At 67.6% G+C, this 21,578-nt stretch carries 22 protein-coding genes; 4 read left to right on the forward strand and 18 right to left on the reverse strand.

Annotated features, from left to right (window positions below; genetic code table 11):
- Positions 1 to 8: 8 nt before the first annotated feature.
- Genes AB0M15_RS21640 through cobT form a run of 3 tightly spaced genes read right to left on the reverse strand, consistent with a single transcriptional unit; the run spans position 9 to position 3,129 of the window.
- On the reverse strand, positions 9 to 812 hold the full coding sequence (locus AB0M15_RS21640; RefSeq protein WP_363821661.1) for an RNA methyltransferase: 804 nt from the start codon (positions 810 to 812) through the stop codon (positions 9 to 11).
- Complete coding sequence (cobA, locus tag AB0M15_RS21645) at positions 809 to 2,035, reverse strand: uroporphyrinogen-III C-methyltransferase (protein ID WP_363821664.1); 1,227 nt, start codon at positions 2,033 to 2,035, stop codon at positions 809 to 811. The genes AB0M15_RS21640 and cobA overlap by 4 nt, the downstream gene beginning before the upstream one ends.
- Complete coding sequence (gene cobT / locus AB0M15_RS21650) at positions 2,032 to 3,129, reverse strand: nicotinate-nucleotide--dimethylbenzimidazole phosphoribosyltransferase (RefSeq protein WP_363821667.1); 1,098 nt, start codon at positions 3,127 to 3,129, stop codon at positions 2,032 to 2,034. Before cobT ends, cobA begins: the two co-directional genes overlap by 4 nt.
- 90 nt (positions 3,130 to 3,219) lie before the next feature.
- Here cobT and AB0M15_RS21655 point away from each other — a divergent pair, with 90 nt between their 5' ends.
- Both AB0M15_RS21655 and AB0M15_RS21660 read left to right on the forward strand, forming a co-directional pair.
- Positions 3,220 to 3,753 carry a YbhB/YbcL family Raf kinase inhibitor-like protein gene (locus AB0M15_RS21655; protein WP_363821671.1) on the forward strand — a complete coding sequence of 178 codons (534 nt, stop codon included), beginning with the start codon at positions 3,220 to 3,222 and terminating at the stop codon, positions 3,751 to 3,753.
- On the forward strand, positions 3,746 to 4,732 hold the full coding sequence (locus AB0M15_RS21660) for a small ribosomal subunit Rsm22 family protein (RefSeq protein WP_363821675.1): 987 nt from the start codon (positions 3,746 to 3,748) through the stop codon (positions 4,730 to 4,732). Before AB0M15_RS21655 ends, AB0M15_RS21660 begins: the two co-directional genes overlap by 8 nt.
- Here the strand turns inward: AB0M15_RS21660 and AB0M15_RS21665 are convergent.
- From AB0M15_RS21665 to AB0M15_RS21685, 5 genes are all read right to left on the reverse strand, one after another.
- On the reverse strand, positions 4,722 to 5,606 hold the full coding sequence (locus AB0M15_RS21665) for a carbohydrate ABC transporter permease (RefSeq protein WP_363821678.1): 885 nt from the start codon (positions 5,604 to 5,606) through the stop codon (positions 4,722 to 4,724). The two genes, AB0M15_RS21660 and AB0M15_RS21665, sit on opposite strands and share 11 nt — an antisense overlap.
- Positions 5,606 to 6,505, reverse strand: a complete 900-nt coding sequence (locus tag AB0M15_RS21670; RefSeq protein ID WP_363821684.1) for a sugar ABC transporter permease — start codon at positions 6,503 to 6,505, stop codon at positions 5,606 to 5,608. Before AB0M15_RS21670 ends, AB0M15_RS21665 begins: the two co-directional genes overlap by 1 nt.
- Positions 6,502 to 7,794 carry a sugar ABC transporter substrate-binding protein gene (locus AB0M15_RS21675; RefSeq protein WP_363821691.1) on the reverse strand — a complete coding sequence of 431 codons (1,293 nt, stop codon included), beginning with the start codon at positions 7,792 to 7,794 and terminating at the stop codon, positions 6,502 to 6,504. The genes AB0M15_RS21670 and AB0M15_RS21675 overlap by 4 nt, the downstream gene beginning before the upstream one ends.
- 165 nt (positions 7,795 to 7,959) lie before the next feature.
- Complete coding sequence (locus AB0M15_RS21680; protein ID WP_363821699.1) at positions 7,960 to 10,104, reverse strand: 3-hydroxyacyl-CoA dehydrogenase NAD-binding domain-containing protein; 2,145 nt, start codon at positions 10,102 to 10,104, stop codon at positions 7,960 to 7,962.
- Entirely contained in the window at positions 10,101 to 11,321 is a 1,221-nt protein-coding gene (locus AB0M15_RS21685) for an acetyl-CoA C-acetyltransferase (RefSeq protein ID WP_363821703.1), read from the reverse strand. Before AB0M15_RS21685 ends, AB0M15_RS21680 begins: the two co-directional genes overlap by 4 nt.
- Before the next feature lie 85 nt (positions 11,322 to 11,406).
- Here AB0M15_RS21685 and AB0M15_RS21690 point away from each other — a divergent pair, with 85 nt between their 5' ends.
- On the forward strand, positions 11,407 to 12,147 hold the full coding sequence (locus AB0M15_RS21690) for a MerR family transcriptional regulator (RefSeq protein WP_363821706.1): 741 nt from the start codon (positions 11,407 to 11,409) through the stop codon (positions 12,145 to 12,147).
- Positions 12,148 to 12,203: 56 nt separating this feature from the next.
- Complete coding sequence (locus tag AB0M15_RS21695; RefSeq protein ID WP_363821709.1) at positions 12,204 to 13,337, forward strand: hypothetical protein; 1,134 nt, start codon at positions 12,204 to 12,206, stop codon at positions 13,335 to 13,337.
- 55 nt (positions 13,338 to 13,392) lie between these two features.
- Here AB0M15_RS21695 and AB0M15_RS21700 read toward each other — a convergent pair whose 3' ends face one another.
- From AB0M15_RS21700 to AB0M15_RS21745, 10 genes are all read right to left on the reverse strand, one after another.
- Positions 13,393 to 13,860 (reverse strand): hypothetical protein, encoded by a 468-nt coding sequence (locus AB0M15_RS21700; RefSeq protein ID WP_363821713.1) that lies wholly within the window; start codon positions 13,858 to 13,860, stop codon positions 13,393 to 13,395.
- Positions 13,861 to 13,940: 80 nt separating this feature from the next.
- Positions 13,941 to 14,216 (reverse strand): DUF6510 family protein, encoded by a 276-nt coding sequence (locus AB0M15_RS21705; protein ID WP_363821717.1) that lies wholly within the window; start codon positions 14,214 to 14,216, stop codon positions 13,941 to 13,943.
- Positions 14,213 to 14,968, reverse strand: coding sequence for a ferredoxin reductase (locus AB0M15_RS21710; protein WP_363821721.1), 756 nt, complete (start codon positions 14,966 to 14,968; stop codon positions 14,213 to 14,215). The genes AB0M15_RS21705 and AB0M15_RS21710 overlap by 4 nt, the downstream gene beginning before the upstream one ends.
- A complete protein-coding gene (locus AB0M15_RS21715) occupies positions 14,938 to 15,534 on the reverse strand; it encodes a molybdopterin-dependent oxidoreductase (RefSeq protein ID WP_363821724.1) in 597 nt (198 codons plus the stop codon). Before AB0M15_RS21715 ends, AB0M15_RS21710 begins: the two co-directional genes overlap by 31 nt.
- A 100-nt stretch (positions 15,535 to 15,634) precedes the next feature.
- Positions 15,635 to 16,954, reverse strand: a complete 1,320-nt coding sequence (locus tag AB0M15_RS21720; protein ID WP_363822295.1) for an ATP-binding protein — start codon at positions 16,952 to 16,954, stop codon at positions 15,635 to 15,637.
- A gap of 200 nt (positions 16,955 to 17,154) precedes the next feature.
- Positions 17,155 to 18,297, reverse strand: coding sequence for an acyl-CoA dehydrogenase family protein (locus tag AB0M15_RS21725; protein WP_363821731.1), 1,143 nt, complete (start codon positions 18,295 to 18,297; stop codon positions 17,155 to 17,157).
- Between the two features lie 10 nt (positions 18,298 to 18,307).
- Positions 18,308 to 19,435: a CaiB/BaiF CoA-transferase family protein gene (locus tag AB0M15_RS21730; RefSeq protein ID WP_363821734.1), complete on the reverse strand. Its 1,128-nt coding sequence runs from the start codon at positions 19,433 to 19,435 to the stop codon at positions 18,308 to 18,310.
- 39 nt (positions 19,436 to 19,474) lie between these two features.
- A complete protein-coding gene (locus AB0M15_RS21735) occupies positions 19,475 to 19,819 on the reverse strand; it encodes a hypothetical protein (protein ID WP_363821737.1) in 345 nt (114 codons plus the stop codon).
- 54 nt (positions 19,820 to 19,873) lie between these two features.
- Positions 19,874 to 20,629 carry an SDR family oxidoreductase gene (locus AB0M15_RS21740; protein ID WP_363821740.1) on the reverse strand — a complete coding sequence of 252 codons (756 nt, stop codon included), beginning with the start codon at positions 20,627 to 20,629 and terminating at the stop codon, positions 19,874 to 19,876.
- Positions 20,630 to 20,649: 20 nt separating this feature from the next.
- Positions 20,650 to 21,570, reverse strand: a complete 921-nt coding sequence (locus AB0M15_RS21745) for an RNA polymerase sigma-70 factor (protein WP_363821743.1) — start codon at positions 21,568 to 21,570, stop codon at positions 20,650 to 20,652.
- Positions 21,571 to 21,578: the final 8 nt, after the last annotated feature.

The raw sequence follows: 21,578 nt of genomic DNA on the forward strand, positions 1-21,578 counted from the left end.
CCCGCTGATCAGGGTCTGGTGGCGTAGAAGGCCACTGCTGCCGAGGATGCCACGTTGAGGGAGTCGACGCCGCCGGCCATCGGGATCTTCACCGTCAGGTCTGCCCGTTCGAGCACGTGCGGCTTGAGGCCGTGGCCTTCGGTACCGAAGATCAGGGCGAGTTTGGGGTCCTGGCGTGCGGTCAACTCGTCGAGGGTGATGGAGTCGTCGGTGAGCGCGAGCGCCGCGCTGACAAAGCCCTTGTCCTTCAGCAGGTCGAGGGCGTCCGGCCAGCTGGCCAGGCGGGTCCAGGGGATCTGGAAGACGGTGCCCATCGAGACCTTGATCGAGCGGCGGTACAACGGATCCGCGCAGGTGGGGGTGATCAGGACGGCGTCGACGCCCATCGCGGCGGCGGCCCGGAAGCCGGCGCCGACGTTGGTGTGGTCGACGATGTCGTCGAAGATCGCGATCCGGCGGCCGGTGAGCAAGGTGCCGAGCTCGGGTGCGGGCTGCCGCCGGTACGACGCGAGCGCCCCGCGATGAACGTGGAAGCCGGTGACCTGCTCGGCCAGCTCCTCGGTCACCACGTAGACGGGGGCCGACGGCCACTTCTCCAGTACGTCGGCCAGCGAGTCCAACCAGCGCGGCGCCAGCAGGAACGACCGCGGCTCGTAGCCCGCGTCGGCCGCCCGCCGGATCACCTTGTCGCCCTCGGCAATGAACAGCCCGTGCTCTTCCTCGAGCATCCGCCGCAGGTTCACCTCACGCAGTTGGACATAGTCCCCCAGCCGCTCATCCGCGGCATCTTCAACGGAAACAAGCGGACTCATGAACCGTTTGCCACCGTGACCAGACCGGCGATGTCTACGACCTGGCCGATGATGACGATGGCTGGGGCGCCTACTCCGGCGGCTGACATCGCCTCCGCGATGCCGGCCAGGTCTGACTTGACCTGCAGCTGGCCCGGAAGGGTGCCGTCGGCAATCGCCGCGGCCGGTGTCGCCGAGTCCTTGCCGTGGGCAATCAGTGTGGAGGCGATCACCGGCAGGTTCTCGACTGCCATCAGCAACACCAAGGTGCCGTGCAGTCGAGCGAGCGCCTCCCAGTTGATCAGCGAGTCCGGATGACCGGGCGGGATGTGCCCGGACACGACAGTGAACTCGTGCGTCACCCCGCGATGCGTGACCGGGATCCCCGCCGCCGCCGGCACCGCGATCGAGCTGGTGATGCCCGGTACGACCGTCCAAGGCACTCCCGCCTCGGCACACGCCAAGGCCTCCTCGAACCCACGCCCGAACACATAAGGATCGCCGCCCTTGAGTCGCACGACGACCTTGCCCTGCAGCCCGCGATCAACCAGCAGACGATTGATCTCCTCCTGCGCCGCCGACCGCCCGCGCGGCAACTTCGCCGCGTCGATCAGCTCCACGTCAGGATGCAACTCCTCCAGCAACGGCTGCGGCGCCAACCGATCCGCCACCACCACATCCGCCTCGGCCAGCAACCGCCGCCCGCGCACCGTGATCAGGTCAGGATCGCCAGGACCCCCACCGACCAGGTACACCCCAGGCTTCTTAGCCAGCGAGTCCCGCGCGCCCAGCGCACCGACCCGCAAAGACTCCAGGATCGCGTCCCGTACCGCCGCCGACCGCCGGTGATCACCACCGCCCAGTACGCCGATGGTCACCTGATCATGCTGACCGGAAGCCGGCGTCCAGGCAGTCGCCCGCGATCGATCGTCCGACCGCACGCAGAAGATCCGCCGCGACTCGGCCTCGGCCGAAACCTGATCGTTGACCGAGGCATCGTCCGTGGCCACCACGACGTACCAGGCACCCTCGAGATCGCCGTCGGCGTACCCACGCTCGACCCACCGGAGATCCGGGTTCGTCAGCAACCCTTCGATCGTCGGCGTGATCACCGGCGAGATGAGATCGATCTGCGCACCCGTCTCGAGCAACCGCGGCAGCCGCCGCTGGGCGACGCCACCGCCGCCCACGACCACCACGCGGCGGCCGGTGAGCACCAGCCCGGACAGGTACGGCGCCGTCACGCCTCGATCCCCGCATCCTCGAAGGTCGCCATCTCCGCCAGCGCCCGCACCGCACAGGTGAGGATCGGATAGGCCAGCACCGCACCCGTCCCCTCGCCCAGCCGCAGATCCAGATCCACCAGCGGCTGCAGCCCCAGCGTCTTCAACGCCACCGCGTGACCAGCCTCGGCCGACCGATGCCCGGCGATGCAGTAGTCGATCACCGCAGGCTCAAGCGCCTGCGCAACCAGCGCCGCAGCCCCCGCGATCACCCCGTCCAGGATCACCGGCACCTTGTTGGCAGCCGCCCCGAGGATGTACCCAGCCAGCGCAGCGTGCTCCAGCCCGCCGTACGCCGCGAGCGCAGCCAACGGCTCCGAGGCCGGTACTTCGTGAAGCGCCAGCGCAGCCCGGACGATCTCGGTCTTGTGCGCCAGCGTCGCGTCGTCGATGCCCGTCCCCCGGCCGGTCACCTCGTCCGCCGTCCCACCGCTGAACGTCGCGATCAACGCGGCCGACGCCGTCGTGTTCGCGATCCCCATGTCACCCGTAAGCAGGCATTGATACCCATCCAGCACCAGCTGACCGGCCAGCTCGAAGCCGACCGCCACCGCAGCCTGCACTTCCTCCGCCGTGAGCGCCTTCTCGACGGAAAGATCCCGCGTCCCCGCGCGGACCTTCGCGTGCACGATGTCCAGCTCGTCGACATCGGAGGCGACACCGACGTCCACCACCCGCACGTCGACCCGGTTGTTGGCCGCGAACGCGTTCACCGCGGCGCCACCACCCGCGAAGTTCGCCAGCATCGCCGCGGTGACCTCCTGCGGCCAGGGCGAGACGCCCTGCGCATGCACGCCGTGGTCAGCCGCGAAAACCGTCACGACGGCGGCAGTCGGTACTTCGGGCGGGCACACTCCGGTCATCCCGGCGACCCGGACCGACAACTCCTCCAGCACACCAAGGGAACCGGCCGGTTTCGTCAGCTTCTGTTGACGCTCCGTCGCCGCCCGCATCGCGGCCTCGTCGGCCGGACCGATCCTGGCCAGGTACTCCTCCACCGCTGATCCCTCCACTCGCGACGGCCGCCTGGACGCGGCCAGTTCCGATCTTCGCATCTCTCAACCCCGGCCCCGGCCAGAGCGGGCTACCTGTGGACAGTAATGTCGGATTCACCACATTTCGCGAGATCCCAGGAGGATCACCAGATGTCGCTCGATCGACCCGTCGCGCCGGACCCGTACAAGCTGCTTCCCGAGGTCGGATCGTTCACGGTCACCAGTACCGACTTCACCGACGGTGAGCCGCTCAGCGACGACCATGCCTTCGCCGGAGGCAACAAATCCCCGCAGCTCAGCTGGGAAGGCTTCCCCGCCGAGACCAAGGGTTTCGTCGTCAGCTGCTTCGACCCCGACGCGCCGACCCCGTCCGGCTTCTGGCACTGGGTCCTGGTCGGCCTGCCCGCGGACGTGACGGAGCTCCCGACCGGCGCCGGCACCACCGAGCGGCTGGAGAGCGGCGCATTCCACGTCCGCAACGACTTCGGCTCGAAGGACTTCGGCGGCGCGGCCCCGCCGCCTGGTGACGCCGCCCACCGGTACTACTTCGTGGTGCACGCGATCGACGTCGAAGCGCTCGACATCGACGGCGACGCCAGCCCGGCCTTCGTCGCCTTCAACCTCGTCTTCCACACGCTGGCCCGCGCCATCATCACGCCGACGTACCAGATTTCAGGTGGCTGACCTTCCCCGCGACCTTCGCGACGCCCTGGACGCGGCGGCGAGCGGCGCGTCCGGTGCGGCACTGAGCACGTCGTTCAAGCGGCTCAGCACCCGGTACCGCGAGGAGGTGGCCGCCACGGCGCCGATCCTCAAATCGGCGACGGACGTCGTCACCTATTCGGCGTACCGGATGCCCGCGACGTTCGGGGCGGTCCGTGCGACGCTCGAACAGGCCGCGGCGTCCCGCCCCGGGTTCGAGCCGGTGAGCCAGCTCGATCTGGGCGGCGGTACCGGGGCAGCGATCTGGGCCGCCTCCGCCGTCTGGCCGTCGCTGAAGACGGTGACCGTGGTCGAGCAGGTCCCCGAGGCGATCGCCCTGGGGAAGCAGCTCGCCAAGAGCGCCGACTCCCCAGCGATCCGTGACGCGAACTGGCAGGCGGGCAGGATCGACGATCTCGGCACGCTGGCCGCGGCCGACGTGGTCACGGTCTCGTACGTCCTCAGCGAACTGTCGGTGACACAGCAGGAGAAGCTGGTCGGCCAGCTGGCGGCGCAGCGCGGAATCGTCGCCATCATCGAGCCGGGCACACCCACCGGGTACGAACGGATCGTGGCGGCGAGAGACCAACTGATCGCGGCCGGGCACAGCATCGTCGCGCCATGCCCGCACAGCCTCGACTGCCCGATCCCGCGCGGCCGCGACTGGTGTCACTTCGCCAGCCGGGTCAACCGCAGCGCCGCGCACCGGCAGACCAAGGGAGCCGAGCTGAGCTTCGAGGACGAGAAGTTCTCGTACGTCATCAGCACACCTGCGGTTCCCGAGCCGGCCGAGAACCGCGTGCTCCGGCATCCCCAGCAGCGCAAGGGATTGGTGTCGCTGCGGCTCTGCACGAACAGCGGCAGCCTTGAGGACACCATCGTGTCCAAGCGCCAGGGGCGGCTCTACCGCTCGGCGAGAGACACCGAGTGGGGCGACCCCTGGCCGCCGATCAGTCCTTGATGCCGGACTGGGTGACGCCCTGGATCAGGTAGCGCTGCAGGAACGCAAAGATCAGCACCAGCGGCACGATCGAGACCGCGGCCGCCATGAAGAGCTGGTGGATGTTGACCGTCTGTGCGGTGATGAAGGTCGACATCGCCACCTGGACGGTCCAGGACTTCTCGTCCTGGCCGATCACCAGCGGCCAGATGAACGAGTTCCAGTTGCCGATGAAGGTGATCGCCGCGATCGCCGCGAAGAACGGCAGCGAGTTCGGCACGACGATCCGCCAGAACGTGGTGAAGTACCCCGCGCCGTCGACCCGCGCCGCCTCCTCCAGTTCCTTGGGGAAGCCGAGGAAGTACTGCCGGAACAGGAACGCCGCGAACCCGCTGAACAGGGTCGGGATGATCATGCCGCGCAGCGTGCTGACCCAGCCCAGCGAGGACACCACGATGAAGCTCGGGATGAAGCTCACCGCGGCCGGGATCATCAGCGTCGCCATCACCGCGTAGAACACCTTGTCGGCGTGCTTGTACGGGATCCGGGCCAGTCCGTACCCCGCCATCGATGCCAGCAGCAACTGTCCGCCGGTGCCCAGGATGCCGATCACCGCGGAGTTGTAGAGCGCCCGGGCCATCGGGACGTTCTCGTCGTCGAACAGTTCCTTGATGTTGCCCCACTGGAGATCGGTGGGGAAGAACTTCCAGTCGACGCCGGTGATGTCCGCCTCGGTGGACAGCGCGTTGCGCAGTACCAGGTAGAACGGGATCAGGAAGAGCAGGGTCGCGACGATCAGGGCGACCCAGCGCAGGACCGATCCGACCACACCCAGCGGGCTGCGGGTGTAGCCGATCGGCTGCGGCGTACCGGTGGTCCGCTCGATCGCCGCCATCAGTCGTTCGCCTTTCCGAAGCCGAAGATCTTGCTCTGCAGCAGGGTGAGCAACATGATCACCACCGCCAGGATGAGCGCGCCGGCGCTGCCGTGGCCGAGGTCCTGGATGTTGCCGAGCGAGACCTTGTAGAGGTAGACCAGCGGCGGCCGGGCGAAGTTCGCGTCGGCGCCGATCAGGTTGTAGAACTCGTCGAAGGCCTGGTACGCCGCGATCAGGTTCAGCAGCAGAACCGCGACCGAGGTCGCCCGCAGTTGCGGCCAGGTGATGAACCGGAACACCTGCCAGCCGGGCTTCGCGCCGTCGACGTACGCCGCCTCGTAGAGCGTCGGGTTGATCCGCTGCAGGCCGGCGATGAACAGGATCATGTAGAAGCCGAGCTGCAGCCACAGCCGCACGGTGACGATCGGCAGCCAGAACCACGGTGGGGCGACCGTCGACAACCAGGCGATCTGGTCGATGCCGAACCAGCCGAGGACCGTGTTCGCCAGGCCGAACCGGACGCCGTTGAAGATCGACAGCTTCCAGATCAGCGAGGCGACGACGTACGAACAGGCGGTCGGCAGGAAGAACACCGAGCGGAAGAACGCCCGGGCCACCTTGACCTGATTGACCAGTAGGGCCAGCCCGAGCGACAACACGAAGGTCAGCGGCACGATGAAGATCGCGAACACCGTGAATGTGCCGAGCGCGCTGATGAAGTTGCGGTCGGTCAGCATGTCGACGTAGTTCTGCAGGCCGACGAAGTCCGTCGGCGTGACCGTGTTCTGAGCCGAGAAGAAGCTCAGCACCAGACTCCACAGGATCGGCAGATAGCTGAAGACCAGCAGGCCGATCACGAACGGGCCGGTGAAGATCCAGAACCACATCGTGTTGTTGCGGGTGGCCGACCCTCTCACCCGAAGAGCCTCGCCAGCTCGGTGTTCACGGTCTTGTCCAGCTTGGCCAGCTCGGCGGTCGGGTCGGCGCCCTTGCGGATCACGTTGTTCAGCAGGTCGGTGAAGCCGGTCGCCATCTTCGGCGTCCAGGCCGGCCGGTCGACTACGCCGAAGTCCTGGTTGAGCTTGACCACCTCGGCGGCGGCACCGCTCTGCAGCTTGGTCGCCTTCGCGGCAAGGCTCTTCCGCGGCGGGATGTGGAAGCCGTAGTTGAGGTTCCAGTCTTCCTGGTCCTCGGCGTTGTCGACCCACAGCCACTTCACGAACTTCTTCGCCGCGTCGACGTTGGCGCTCTTCGCGGAGACGAACTGGGTCCAGCCGCCGGACGGCAGCGCCTGCTTGCCCTGGGCATCGAGCTTCGGGTAGGCGAAGACACCGAAGTCGTCACCGAGCGCCTTCTGGATGGCCGGCATCGCCCACAAGCCGGTCCACTGGATCGCGGCCAGGCCCTGGACGAACGCGCCCGGATCCCACCAGTCGGCCGGGGCGCCGAGCAGGGTGCTCTTGTCGGCGAAGAACTGGTGCAGCTTGCTGAAGGCCTGCGCCGCCCGCGCGTTGTTGAAGTCCGGCTTGTTGTCGTCGGTGAGGTACTGGCCACCGGACGACCACAGCGCCGGGCCGCCGGCGATCACCCCGCCGTCGTTGCCGAGGAAGATGCCCTTCACCTTGTCGGTGGTGAGCTCCTTGGCCGCCGCGACCAGGTCGTCGACGGTCTCCGGCGGCTTGATGCCGGCCTTGTCGAACATCGACTTGCGGTAGTAGAAGACCTGCGGGTCGTCGATCATCTTGATGCCGTAGAGCTTGCCGTCGATCGTGTTCGTCTTCAGGTCGTTCGGGTTGAAGTCGGCCTTGGCATCGCCGAGGATGTCGTCCAGCGGCACGACCTGGCCGCTCTTCACCATCGCCACGTTCAACTGGCTCTCGAACACGTCCGGGCCGTTGCTGGACAGCAGGCCCGACGCGAGCTTGGCGCCGTAGTCGCCGGGCACCCAGGTCACCGCGACGTTGGAGTCGGTGTAGGCCTTCGCGTACTTCAGCGCGGCCTCCTTCGTCCCGGCCTCGCCGTACTGGTGGTACCACTGCGACAGCGTGACCTTGCTGCCTCCGCCTCCCCCACTGCTGGACGGTCTACCGGTATTGCCTCCACACGCGGCCGTGAAGGCGGCGAGCGCCGCCAGCCCTCCGGTCCGCTTGAGCAGGTCACGCCGGGACAGACCGGCAGTAGGAATACGAGCAGGCGTGCGTTCCACCTCCAGGGACTAGCGGATCCGAGAGTTACTTCACGGGGTTAAGCATCTCGGGTTTCGCACACGTTACAACTAGAACAAACATCGCAACAGGCTTAGTCGGGTGACAGTTCGAACACGACCGCGAGTGCTCACGTTGTAACGCTGGGGTGAAACGTTGCAAAAGACTCAGTCGAATTTCTCCCCGGCTTCCGCCTTGCTGACCAGCAGGGCCGGCGGTTCGAAGCGTGCGCCGTACCTTTGCGCGAGCTCCCGGGAGCGGGCGACGAAGCCTGCCAATCCACCGGCGTAGGCGTTGATGTACTGCAGCGCGCCGCCGTGCAGCGGCGGGAAGCCGATGCCGAAGATCGAGCCGATGTTGGCGTCGGCCGTCGAGCGGAGGACGCCTTCCTCGACGCACTTCACCGTCTCGAGCGACATTGCGAACGCCATCCGCTCCTGCAGATCGATCAGGGGCAGGTCGACATCGGAGCGGACGAAGTGCTCCCACAGGCCGGGCCACAGATGCTTCGGCCCATCCGCCGGGTAGTCGTAGAAGCCCGCGCCCGCCGCCTTGCCCTTGCGGTCGAACTCGGTCACCAACCGCTCAGCGACCGCCATGCCTGGGTGGTCGTCGAAAGCACCTGCACTCCCCCCGGCCGCGCGAGCCGCATCGCGGATCTTCATCGGCAGCGTCAGCGTCACCTCGTCGATCATCGCCAGCGGCGGCGCGGGGAAGCCCATCTGGGTCGCGGCGCGCTCGATCGTCACCGGATTCACGCCTTCGGCAACCATCGCAGCGCCTTCCATCACCAAGGTGCCGAAGACCCGCGAGGTGAAGAAGCCACGACTGTCGTTCACCACGATCGGCGTCTTCTTGATCTGCCGGACCACGTCGTACGCCTTCGCCAGCGCGCGATCCGACGTCTTCTCCCCCACGATCAGCTCGACCAGTGGCATCCGGTCGACCGGCGAGAAGAAGTGCATCCCGACGAAGTCGTCCGGCCGGTCGATGCCCTCGGCCAGCGAGGTGATCGGCAGCGTCGAGGTGTTCGAGCAGAGCAGCGCGTCCGGCTCGACCACGCCGGCGATCTCGGCGAAGACCTTCTGCTTGAGCTCCTCGCTCTCGAACACCGCCTCGATCACCAGGTCGCACCCCGCCAGGTCGTTCGGGTCGGCGGTCGGCGTGATCAGGCTCAGGAACGCTTCCGCCTTCTCGGGCGTACTGCGCCCCTTCTGCACCTGCTTGGCGAGCAGCTTCTCGGAGTACTGCTTGCCCTTCTCCGCCGCCTCCAGCGAGACGTCCTTGAGCACGACCTCGATGCCCACCTTGGCGCACACGTACGCGATGCCCGCCCCCATCATGCCCGCACCGAGCACTCCGACCTTCCGGGCCTTGTACGCCGGTACGCCGTCCGGCCGCGACGCCCCGGCGTTGATCGCCTGGAGCTCGAAGAAGAACGCGTTGATCATGTTCTTCGCGATCTGGCCCGTCGCCAGCGATACGAAGTACCGGGACTCGATCCGGCTGGCCGTCGCGAAGTCAACCTGGCTACCCTCGACGGCCGCGCTCATGATGGCTCGCGGTGCCGGATACGGCGCTCCCTTGAGCTGCTTGCGCAGGTTCGCCGGGAAGGCCGGGAGGAACGCGGCCAGCTTGGGCGAGGACGGCGTACCGCCGGGAATCTTGTAGCCGTCGCGGTCCCAGGGCTGCTTGGCGTCGCCGTCATAGGAATCGATGAATCGGTACGCCGCGGCCAGCAGCTCATCGGCAGGCATGATCTCGTCGACGATGCCGACCGACTTCGCGTGCGCGGGCTTCATCCGCTGGCCCTGGAGAAGCACCTTCATCAGCGCGTCCTGCAGGCCGAGCATCCGGACCGTCCGGGTGACACCGCCACCGCCGGGCAGCAGGCCGAGCGTCACCTCGGGGACGCCGATCTCGATCCGGTTGTCGTCGGCAACGATCCGGTGATGGCAGGCGAGCGCGATCTCCAGGCCGCCACCGAGAGCCGCGCCGTTGATCGCGGCAACGACTGGTACGCCGAGCGTCTCCAGGATCCGGAGCTGGCGCTTGACCTCCTCGATCGTCTCGAACACCTCGGCCGCGTTCTCCGGCTGGATCTGGGACAGCATCTGCAGGTTGCCACCGGCGAAGAAGGTGGACTTGGCGCTGGTGATCACCACGCCCTTCAGGCTGTCCTTCTCGGCCTGCAGGCGCTCGACCGTCGAGGCCATCGCGGCGATGTAGGTCTCGTTCATCGTGTTCGCCGAGGCGGCCGGGTCGTCCATCGTCAGTGTCACGACGCCGTCGGAGTTCTTCCAGTCGATCATGCCGCCAGCCTCTCGATGATGGTCGCGACGCCCATGCCGCCGCCGACGCACAGGGTGGCCAGACCGTAGCGGAGCTCGCGCCGCTCCAGCTCGTCCAGCAGGGTGCCGATCTGCATCGCGCCGGTGGCGCCGAGCGGGTGGCCGAGCGCGATCGCGCCACCGTTGACGTTCACCTTCTCGTGCGGGACGCCGAGGTCGTTCATGAAGTGCAGGACCGCGGCGGCGAACGCCTCGTTCATCTCGAACAGGTCGATGTCGGCGACCTCGAGCCCGGCCTTCGCCAGCGCCTTGCGGGCAGCCGGCGCGGGGCCGGTCAGCATGATCGTCGGGTCGGTGCCGCTCACCGCCGCGGCGACCACCCGGCCGCGGGGTGCCTGACCGAGCGCCTCGCCCGCCTTCTCGTTGCCGATGGCAACCAGGGCGGCGCCGTCGACGATGCCCGACGAGTTGCCGGCGTGGTGCACGTGGTCGATCCGCTCGATGGTCACGTACTTCTCCAGCGCGACCGAGTCGAAGCCACCGTGCTCGCCGATGGCCGCGAAGGAGGCCGGCAGACCGGCCAGCGTCTCGACCGTCGTACCAGGTCGTACCAGCTGGTCGTGGTCCAGGATCTGCAGCCCGTTGCGATCCGTCACCGGGACGATCGAGCGGGCGAAGTAGCCGTTGGCCCAGGCCTTGGCGGCCCGGGCGTGCGACTCGGCGGCGTAGGCGTCGACGTCGGTACGGGAGAAGCCGTCCATGGTGGCGATCAGGTCGGCGCTGATGCCCTGCGGGATGAAGTTCGTCTGCATCGCGGTCTCCGGGTCCATCGCCCAGGCGCCGCCGTCGGAGGCCATCGGCACTCGTGACATCGACTCGACGCCACCGGCCAGGATGAAGTCCTCCCAGCCCGAGCGGATCCGCTGGGCCGCCTGGTTCACGGCTTCGAGGCCGGACGCGCAGAAGCGGTTGAGCTGGACGCCGCCGGTCGTCTCCGGATAGCCCGCCGCGAGGACCGCAGTACGGGCGATGTCCATGCCCTGGTCGCCGATCGGGGTGACGACACCGAGCACGACGTCGTCGATCGCCTCCTCGTCGAGGTCGGGGTGCCGGACCCGCAGTTCCTCGAGCAGGCCGGTGATCAGCTGGATCGGCTTCACCTCGTGCAGCGCGCCGGCCGCTTTGCCCTTGCCGCGCGGTGTCCGGATCGCATCGTAGAGAAACGCTTCTGTGCTCATGGGGATCCCGTCGGTCGAGTCGTCCCGTTGATTGTGACAGTTCTGGTGTCATGGTCGTCAAGAGGGGGTCGTTATGATCTCGGCCATGCCAGAAGCAACCGCGGACGAGGCGACCCTCACGGTCGACGAACTGTCCGCCCGGGTCGGGATGACCGTGCGCACACTGCGCTTCTACGCGGGCCGCGGCCTGATCCCACCACCGGTACGCCGAGGGCGCGTCGGGTACTACGGTCCCGAACACATCGCCCGCCTCGACCTGGTCCGCGAACTCCAGGCGCACGGCTTCAACCTGTCCGCGATCGAGGGCTACCTGGATCGCATCCCGGCCGACGCGACTCCACAGGACATCGCGCTGCACCGGACTCTGCTCACCCCGTGGATGCGGGACCTGCCCGAGACGCTGGACCGGGCGGCGCTGGTCCGGCGTACCGGCCGTGAACTGACCGATGACGAGATCGAGATGCTGATCGCGCTCGGCGTGGTCGAGCCGACCCCGGACGAGGACGTCTTCCAGGTCGCGACGGCACATCTCAGCCTCGGTGTGGAGCTGCTCGAACTGGACCTGCCGGTCGATGCGGTGCTCGATGTCGGGCGGATCTTCAGCGAGCACGGGCGGGCCCTCGCCGAGGAGCTGACCGAGGTGTTCCGGACCAAGGTCTGGCCGCACTACCGCGATTCGGGTGGCCCGCCGGAGCACATCCAGCAGCTGGTCGAGCGGTTCAAGCCGGTCACCATCCAGGGCCTGGTGATCGCCTACGAGCGGGCTGTCGGCGAGACGCAGCGCGACACGATCCGGCGGTCGCGCGCGAAGCCTCCGCGACGCTGACAAGACCCTGACATTCCGGCTGACAACCGGTTGTCAGGGTGGCGCGTGGCAGTCGTATGAGGAAACTGCTGACCGTCGTCGCCACGCTCGCCCTGTCGGGCGCGCCGTTGGTGCCGACGGCAACCACCGCCCACGCTTCAGCACTCCATCCAGTCGGCTCGGCCACGTACAGCGTCGGTCGTGATCTGACGGCCGTCGTGCACTATCCGAAGGATCTCGACGGTCACAAATATCCGGTCGTCCTGATGTCGCACGGGCTCTGGATCACCTGCGCGGACAAGCAGGCCTGGGCCGACCAGGACTATGTGAAGTTGTCCGCCTGGCCGTGTCCTGCCGGGATTCCGGAGATCCCCAGCTACAGCGGCTACGACTACCTCGGCATGGCGCTCGCGGCGCAGGGCATGATCGTGGTCTCGATCGACGCGAACAGCACGATCGATCTGATGGGCGAAGAGCAGGACGCCGCTCGCGCATCGCTGATCAACCAGCACCTGGCGATGTGGCAGCAGCTGTCTGCTCGTGGGACCGGTCCGCTGGCCGGCAAACTCAAGGATCACGGCAGGGCGATCGACTTCCGTGGGCATGCCGATCTGGGCAACGTCGGGCTGATGGGTCACTCGCGGGGTGGACGCGGGACGCTGCTCGAAGCGGCTGACGTCAACCAGAAGAACTGGCCGGCCGGCGTGAAGATCACGGCGGTCGTGCCGCTCGCCGCGGCCGAGCCGTATGCGCCGGACGACAATCCGGACAACGCGGAGTACGACAACTACCGGATCACCAACATCCCGGTCGCGTCCTTCGTCGGCAGCTGCGATCGTGCCGTGGACGGACATCTCGCCTACCTGGGTGCGCACAACAAGGCGCCCTACTTCGAGTACTACGTGCACGGTGCGAACCACGACTTCTACAACACCCAGTGGTCGCCCTCGAGCGGCCAGGTCGGTGCGTACGACGACGCCGAGCTCGATCCGCCGCGACCGTCGCCGGGGCACTGCCTCGCCAACGACGATCACCAGCGATCCGACAAACAGTTGACCGAGACCCAGCAACGCCTGGTTTCGACGACGTACCTGTCCGCGTTCTTCCGTCGCTATCTGCTGGGTGACACCCGCAGCAACTCAATCCTCAACGGGAGCATCAGACCCTTGGGGGCCTTCTCGACGATCGACGTCCACGTAGACCTCCCGTGAGACGCCGCCGGTCCGGTTCGCCCATGCCCGGGTGGACCGGGCCGGTCGGTGCTGTTCAGTCGACCTCGCCGTCGTACGGGCCTGCTTTGGCCAGCTTGCAGCCGTCGCGGAAGATGAGTTGCAGGCCGTGCTCCGGCTCCCAGGCGCACTCGCACTCCAGCGACACGTAGATCCGGCCGTCGCCGTCGTCGTTGCGGAACACCTCGGGCTCGTTGCCCAGGTCGACATACTCGAGCACGTCGTCCGGACCGTCGATCCGGAGCGCCAGTTCGTCGCCGAGCATGGTGCGGATCTTCAGGTAGTACGCGTAGATCGCCGGCCGGGCGTCGGTCAGCGCGCCCGGGCCGAGGTCGAGGAAGCTGCGGATCGCCGCGTGGAAGTCTTCCCGGTCCTCGGGCTCCTCATAGCCCTGCACGAGGAACTCGCAATCCACCCCACCGAGCACCGCGACCGGGACGGCCTTGCTGCGGTACCCCTCGAAGGCCTCGTCTTCCACGACGGGCCCAAGCCCAGGAATCTCCATGCGCCGGATGCTAGGAGCAAAAAAGCCCATCCTCCGGCCGATTCGAGCAGGGTTGAATGTCAGTTGCTGCAATCTGTGCGTCAGCTCGGCGTGGAGAACCTGAGGTAGGTGAGGCCTCGGAGGTCGAGGTAGGTGTCGGTGGGGGTGGTGACCACCCGGAGCAGGACGTCCTCGCAGCCGGGACAGCGGGCGACCAGGCCGGGAGCGTCCATGAAGACATGGGTCTCGGCGAAGACGCCTGTACGGCCGCAGCCGGCGCACTGGCCGATGGCGGCGGTGATGTCGACGGCGAAGAGCTCGCGCAGCGTCCCTGCCGCTGCGTTGCCATCGAGGTAGGTCGGAACGTCCGCCGTCATCGCGGTCCTCCTGTCGGTCCGAAGCGTTCGGTTCTCACCCGGGCCGGGTCGTGCCCGGCCTCGACGAGCAGGTCGGCCACCGCCTCGACGAACGGGGTGGGACCGCAGACATAGACGGTCGGTTGCTCTTCCGGTGCGAAGGCGACCGACTTCAGCAGTTCCGCGTCGACGCGGGCCGGTGGGCGGGTCTCCCCCGGTGGCGCTTCACGGGTGTAGGCGAAGGTGACCTCGACGTCCTCGGACATCGCGACCTCCTTCAGGTCGTGCACGTAGATGACCGACGCCGGCCTGCGGACGGAGTACAGGAGTCTGGCCGGACGGGTGCTCGCCTCGGCCACATGGGCGCGCAGCATCGCCATCAGCGGTACTACGCCCGAGCCGCCACCGATCAGCTGGATCGGGCCCTCCTGCTCGGGCTTCCAGACGAACCAGCCGCCGACCGGGCCACGGACCTCGAGCGGGTCGCCGACCTTCAGCACGTCGACCAGGTACGGCGAGACTTCACCGTCGGGCACCTCTTCGACAGTCAGCTCGATCGTCGTACCGGTCCACGCCGACGCGATCGAGTACGACCGGGAGGCTCGGTAGCCGTCCTCCGCGGTCAGCCGCACGTCCAGGTGCTGCCCGGCCAGATGTCCCGGCCAGTCCGGCACCTCGACCACGATGGAGCGGGCGGTCGCCGTCTCCTCCCGTACTTCGGTGACGGTGCCGACCTGCCAGGTCAGTCGCCGGCGTATCGCTGTTCTTTCCATGGGTCTCCGTACTCGTGATAACCGGCGGTCTCCCAGAAGCCCAGATCCTCGGTGTCGGACAGGATCAGGCCGCGCACCCACTTGGCGCTCTTCCACAGGTACAGATGCGGCACCAGCAACCGGGCCGGGCCGCCGTGCTCGGGGTGCAGCGGCTCGCCGTCGTACTCGTACGCCACCCACGCCTGGCCGTCGAGCAGGTCCTCGAGCGGCAGGTTGGTCGTGTACCCGCCGTAGCTGTGCACCATCACGAAGTCAGCGGCGGTCTCGACGTCGGCCAGCAGCACGTCCAGCGAGACACCCCGCCACTCGGTGCCCAGCTTGGACCACCTGGTCACGCAGTGCAGATCCTTGGTGATCTTCTCGCTCGGCAGCGAGGTGAACGTCTTCCAGTCCCACCGGGTCAGCTCACCCGCCTCGTTGGCGACCGTGAACTCCCAGTGCTCCGGCTGGATGTGCGGCGTCGGCCCCGCCGACAGCACCGGAAACTCATGCGTCAGATACTGCCCCGGCGGCAGATCGTTCCCACCCCGCCGACGCCCGGTGAACCCCGGCGACACAGTGCTCATCAGGGAACCTCCTTCAAGCTGAAATCACTCCAGGCAGTCAATCACGAACAGCGCGGATCACGGCGTGCTCCGCGCTGATTTCTTCGGCTGGACACCGAGGTCAGGACTGCCAAGCACCGATGATGTCCGCTGGCGTCCAGAGCAAGTCGGTCGGCCGCATATCGACGCCACTCGCCAAGCCGCTCAGCGACGCGACCACCAGGCCGCCGGCAGCCGCGTCGAACCCGGGGATCGCAGCGGTGGCACGGCGCAGTACGTCGAAGTCATGTGCGTCGAACGGACTGCCTAACCATTTGATGGAGCCTGCGAAGGCCAGCGCAGTCGCGATTGGACCGCGATCAGCGCCCACCAGGTCAACCTCCGGATCGAACTGGCGATTCCACCAGCCGCCGACCGTCTCCACGTCCGGCCAGGGAAGGCCGCCGGACAGTCCTGCCAGCTCCAGGGATTCTCGAACCAGCGGTTCGACGGCCCGGCCCCGCCAAGCCGTCCACCGCCGTTCGATGATCCGGAATCCCGCCTCGGGCCGCCCCCGCCGCGCTTGCTCGTGAACAGATCGCAGCACCCCCAGGTACAAGCGCAGATTGGTGTCGGCAACGCGGTACAGAGCCGGTTTGCCTGGGACCGTCGACAGAGGTTCATCGATCGACAGGACCTGCTTCTCCCTGGTCAGCCTCTGCAGGAGAGGCGACAGCGTGCCTGACGGCAGTCCGCCATCCCGGCTCCCGGCTGTCGCGGCGATGTTCGCGTGGGTCCTGTCGCCTGCACCGACTGCCTCCAGAACCCGTCGGGCCAGATCCGGAGTGGGGAATTCGGCCAGCAACGCGGTCTCCGGAACGCTGAAGAGCGCCGCCGCCGGGTCAGCCGACTCAGCACGCAGGAAATCCAGCGCGGACATGCCATGCGGCCAGGTGCGAAGGATGCCCGGTAGCCCTCCCGAGACCAGATGAACATCGATCGCGTCGGCCCCCTGTGCACCCACCGCAAGCCCCGCATCAGCCGGGTTCAACGGCCCGAGGATCAGGTTGTCGGCTCTGCCGAAGAATGGCCGGTCATAGGCGGTCAGGCGCTCCATCATGTGCAGGTCGCTGCCAAGGAGCAGGAGGAGGACCGGTTTCGAGGACAGCAACCTGTCCCAGGCCGTCTGCAACGCCCCGTCGAACAGGGCGTCCTGCTCGGCCAACCAAGGTAACTCGTCCATCACCACGACGCTGGGGCTCGACGGCAGGGCCGAGGCGAGGACCTTGAATGCGTCCGGCCAACTGCCGTTCGTCAGTCCGGGGATCAGTCCGGCGTCGACCGGTAGCGTTGAATCCTTCAGGTCCGCGAGCAGGGTCTGGACAGCCTCGACCGGCGAAGCACCTTTGGTCGCGGTCGAGAAAAGATAGGGGACGGCCGCCAGGTCGCAGAACTCCTGCACCAAGCGTGACTTGCCGACCTGGCGTCTGCCACGCACCGCGACCGCAACGCCCCTACCGGTGTCGGTAACCCTCTGGAGGCGCTTCCCGAGCAATCCGAGTTCGGTGCGCCGGCCGATGAAATCTGACAAGAGAGCGCCTTAAAGGTAGATTGAATCTATGTAGATTCAATCTACCTAACTCGAAGTACGGCAGCAACCGCTCAGATGCCCATCGTGCGGCCGATGATTTCCTTCATGATTTCGGTGGTGCCGCCGTAGATGGTTTGGATGCGGGTGTCGAGGTAGGCCTTGGCGATCGGGTACTCGGTCATGAAGCCGTAGCCGCCGTGGAGCTGGAGGCACTTGTCGACGACTTTCTTCTGCAGTTCGGTGGTCCACCACTTGGCCATCGCGGCGTCGGAGACGGTGAGGGTGCCGGCGTTGAGTTCTTCGATGCAGCGGTCGACGAAGACCCGGGCGATCTGGGTCTCGGTGGCCAGTTCGGCCAGGACGAAGCGGGAGTTCTGGAAGGAGCCGATCGGGCGGCCGAAGGCTTTGCGGTCCTTCACGTAGGCCAGGGTGGTTTCGAGGATGCTCTCGCAGGCGGCGGCCGCGACCACGGCGATGGTCAGCCGCTCCTGGGGGAGCTTCTGCATCAGGTAGACGAAGCCCTTGCCTTCCTCGCCGAGCAGGTTGGCGGCGGGCACGCGGACGTTGTCGAAGAAGAGTTCGGCGGTGTCCTGGGCCTTCAGGCCGATCTTCTCCAGGTTGCGGCCGCGCTCGAAGCCGGGCATGCCGCGCTCGACGACGAGCAGCGAGATGCCCTGGTAGCCGGCGTCCGGGTCGGTCTTGGCGACCACCAGGACGAGGTCGGCGAGGATGCCGTTGGAGATGAAGGTCTTCTGGCCGTTCAGAAGGTAGTCGTCGCCGTCCCGCTTGGCGGTCGTGGTGATGCCTTGCAGGTCGCTGCCGGCACCGGGCTCGGTCATCGCGATCGCGGTGATCATCTCGCCCGAGCAGAACTTGGGAAGCCAGCGGGCTTTCTGTTCCTCGGTCGCGTAGTCCAGCAGGTACGAGGAGACCAGGTCGGCGTGGATGGTGAACCCGGGACCGCTCGCGCGCGCCTTGGTCACCTCCTCGATCACGACGGTGTTGAAGCGGAAGTCGCGGACGCCGCCACCGCCGTACTCCTCGGGCATCATGAAGCCGAGCAGGCCCGCGTCGCCGGCCGCCGTCCAGAGCTCCCGCGGGACGATGCCGGCCTCTTCCCAACTGTCGTGGTGCGGGGCGATCTCCTTCTCGCAAAATGCCCGCGCGGTCTCGCGGAAGGCGTCGTGATCGGCATCGAAGAGGTGACGTTCCACGGGCGGTCTCCTAGTGGTCGGCTTGTACTGCGGCGCCGGATGCGAGCAGGGTTTCGACGTCGGTGACTCCCCAGTCGGCCAGAGCCTCACGGGTGTGCTGGCCGGGCCGGGCGGGGGGCTGGCCGAGGTGGGTCGGCGTGCGGGAGAAGCGTGGCGCGGGGGCGGGTTGCCGGACGCCGTCGTTGTCTACGAAGGTGCCTCGGGCAACTAGGTGCGGGTGGTCGGCGGCCGGCCGTAGTACCGGGGATACGCAGGCGTCGGTACCGTCGAAGAGCTCGGTCCACTCGGCCTGGGTGCGCTGGGCGAAGGTCTCGGTGAGGAGTTTGTGCAGCTCCGGCCAGTTCGCCTGGTCGTAGCGGTCGGGGGCCTCGATCGCGAGCAGCCGGATCAGCTCGTCGTAGAACTGCGGCTCGATCGCGCCGACCGCCATGAACTCGCCGTCCGACGTCTCGTACACGTCGTAGAACGGCGCGCCCGTGTCGAGCAGGTTCGTCCCGCGCTGCAGCCGCCAATTGCCCGCAGCCAGGGCGCCGTGCACGATCGTGGTGAGGTGCGCCGCGCCGTCGACGATCGCGGCGTCGACGACCTGACCGCGACCACTCCCCCGCGCCTCGATCAGCGCGGCAAGGATGCCGACGACGAGGTACAGCGAGCCGCCGGCGAAGTCGCCGAGCAGGTTCACCGGGACCTGCGGTGGACCACCTGCCCGGCCGATCAGAGACAGCGCGCCGGACAGCGCGAGGTAGTCGATGTCGTGCCCGGCCGACTGAGCCAGCGGACCGTCCTGCCCCCAGCCGGTCATCCGGCCGTAGACCAGCTTGGGATTGACCTCGTGGCAGGCGTCCGGGTCGAGCCCGAGACGCTCCGCCACGCCAGGCCGGAAGCCTTCGACCAGTACGTCGGCACGCCCGGCCAACTGCAGCACCGTGTCGATCGCCGCCGGGTTCTTCAGATTGAGTGCGACGTTCCGCCGACCGCGGTTGAGCAAGTCCAACTCGGGCGGCCCCATAGCGAGCCCGCCGCCCGGACGCTCGATCCGCAGCACCTCGGCCCCGAGCTCGGCCAGCATCATGCAGGCGAACGGCGCGGGCCCGATCCCGGCCAGCTCGACGACCTTCACCCCACGCAGTGGACCCATGCGAGCCATTGTGACAGTAGTACTGTCACAGTCGTCAAGTCATCCTGCGCCGCGTGGCCTCCTGAGCGCGGCCGGGAGCAACGCGAGCGGGAGCAGGACGGACAGGATGGTGAAGGCGAGCAGTACGGCCGACCAGCCCGGCGAATCTCCGTTCAGGTGGTCGGCGTGGAAGGCCAGGTGGGTGACCGAGTAGGCGAGGTACGCGAGCAGCGCGACCAGCACCAGGCGGCGCTCGAGCCAGATCGCGGCGGCGGCCACCACGATGCCGATCCCGAGCGTGGTACTCCCGAAGTCGCGGAAGAGGTGCTCGCTGTACGGCGGCGTCCAGTCGACCCGTCGGCACGTCGTTGTAGAAGCTCGCCGGGAAGAACAACGTCCAGCCACCGACCACCAGCTGGATCAACGCGAGCACGATCAGACCGGCGCGCAGCACCCGGCTCATCGGTCCACCTCGGTGGCCCGGCTGTCGGCCAGGTAGTCGGCGAAGGTCTTCCGCCCGTACGTCTGGTCGCCAGTCATCGCATCTCCCCGCGCGAAGGCCCGGAACGCTTTGCCTGGAAGGCGAAGCGGCACTATCGGGCGACGGGATCCTGCAGCGTGCCTCCACAGGCGAGCCAGGTCGCCGACGGAATGTTGCTCCGGGCCCCCGATGTCCGCGACCCGGCCGGTCGGTTGAGCGCCGGCCAGTTCGGTCAGCCGGGTGGCGACGTCCTCGATCGCGATCGGCTGGAGCCGCATCGACGGCGCCAGCAGGAACGGAAGGAAGCGCTGAGCGGTGAAGACCCGGTCGACGAGATCGTGGAACTGGGTGGCTCGCAGCAGCGAGTACGGGATCGACGACTGCTCGACGAGCCGCTCCAACTCCAGCTTGGCGCGGTAGTACGCCAGCGGGATCCGGTCGACGCCGACGATCGAGATGACGATCAGATGCTCGATGCCGGACGGACGCAGCGCTTCGAGCAGGTTCTGGGTCTGCGCGACGTCGGCGCGACTCTGGCTGGTGGCGAGGTGGAGCACGGTGTCGACTCCGTCGAGGGCTTCGCGAAGGCCGGTGCCTTTGGTGAGGTCGCCGACAGTGCGGCCGGGGCCGGGGCGGCGGCTGAGGACGCGGACGTCGTGGCCGGCTGCCCGGAGGCGGGCGGTCGTCGGCCGGCCGAGGGTGCCGGTGCCGCCGGTGACGAGGATGGTTCGCATGGGTGATGTCCTTTCGGTCATCAGCCCAGACCGGGCACCCCGCCGATTCGTGACAACTGGGCCTCCACGTGGCCGAGCTTGTCCGGGTTCATCACGAAGTCGAGGTTCACCAGCTCGCCGTTCTCGATCGTCACGAAGACCACCGCCCGGACGGCCTCGTCATCGGCGACGAGCATGACCGGCTCCCCGTTCGCCTGGGCGAAATGCATGGTGAACCCGGCGCCGAACTTCTCCAGTACGCCGGCCAGGTACCGCGCGACATTCGAGCGACCGATGACCGCCTGGCGAGCCGCCCTGGCCTTGCCACCGCTGTCGGCCCGCGACACCACGTCCGCGGCGAGCAGCGATTCGAGCCCGGCGATGTCGCCGAGCTGGGCGGCGGCCAGGAAGCGCTCGACGAACACCCGCCACTTGCCCGCGTCGACCTCGTGCGGCTCCTGGTCGGCGGCCACCCGCTTGCGCGCTCGTGAATGCAATTGGCGGGCGTTGGCTTCCGTCGTACCGATCAAGTCGGCGACCTCGCGATGCGAGTAGGCGAAGGCTTCCCGGAGCACGTACGCCGCCCGCTCCGCGGGGGTCAGCTTCTCCAACACGGTGAGCAGCGCGAAGGAGACCGACTCGCGTTGAGCGATCTCATCGAGTGGCCCGAGGTCGTCGAGCCGGGCGCCCGTGAGGACGGGCTCGGGCAGCCACTCGCCGACGTACGTCTCGCGTCGCGCCCGCGCCGAGGTGAGCTGGTTGAGGCAGAGATTGGTGACCGTCTTGGCGAGGAAGGCGGCCGGCTCCTTGATCGTCTCGTGGTCCACGGACTGCCACCGCAGCCAGGCGTCTTGCAGGATCTCGTCGGCCTCGGTCGCCGATCCGAGCATCCGGTAGGCGATCCCAAACATCCGCCCGCGATGCTCCTGGAAGACCTCCAACTGCCCCGCCGCGGAACTCACCTGTCCAT

Origin of the sequence: Kribbella sp. NPDC051718 (assembly GCF_040681515.1) — a bacterium.
In the GTDB taxonomy this organism is placed as follows: Bacteria; Actinomycetota; Actinomycetes; order Propionibacteriales; family Kribbellaceae; genus Kribbella.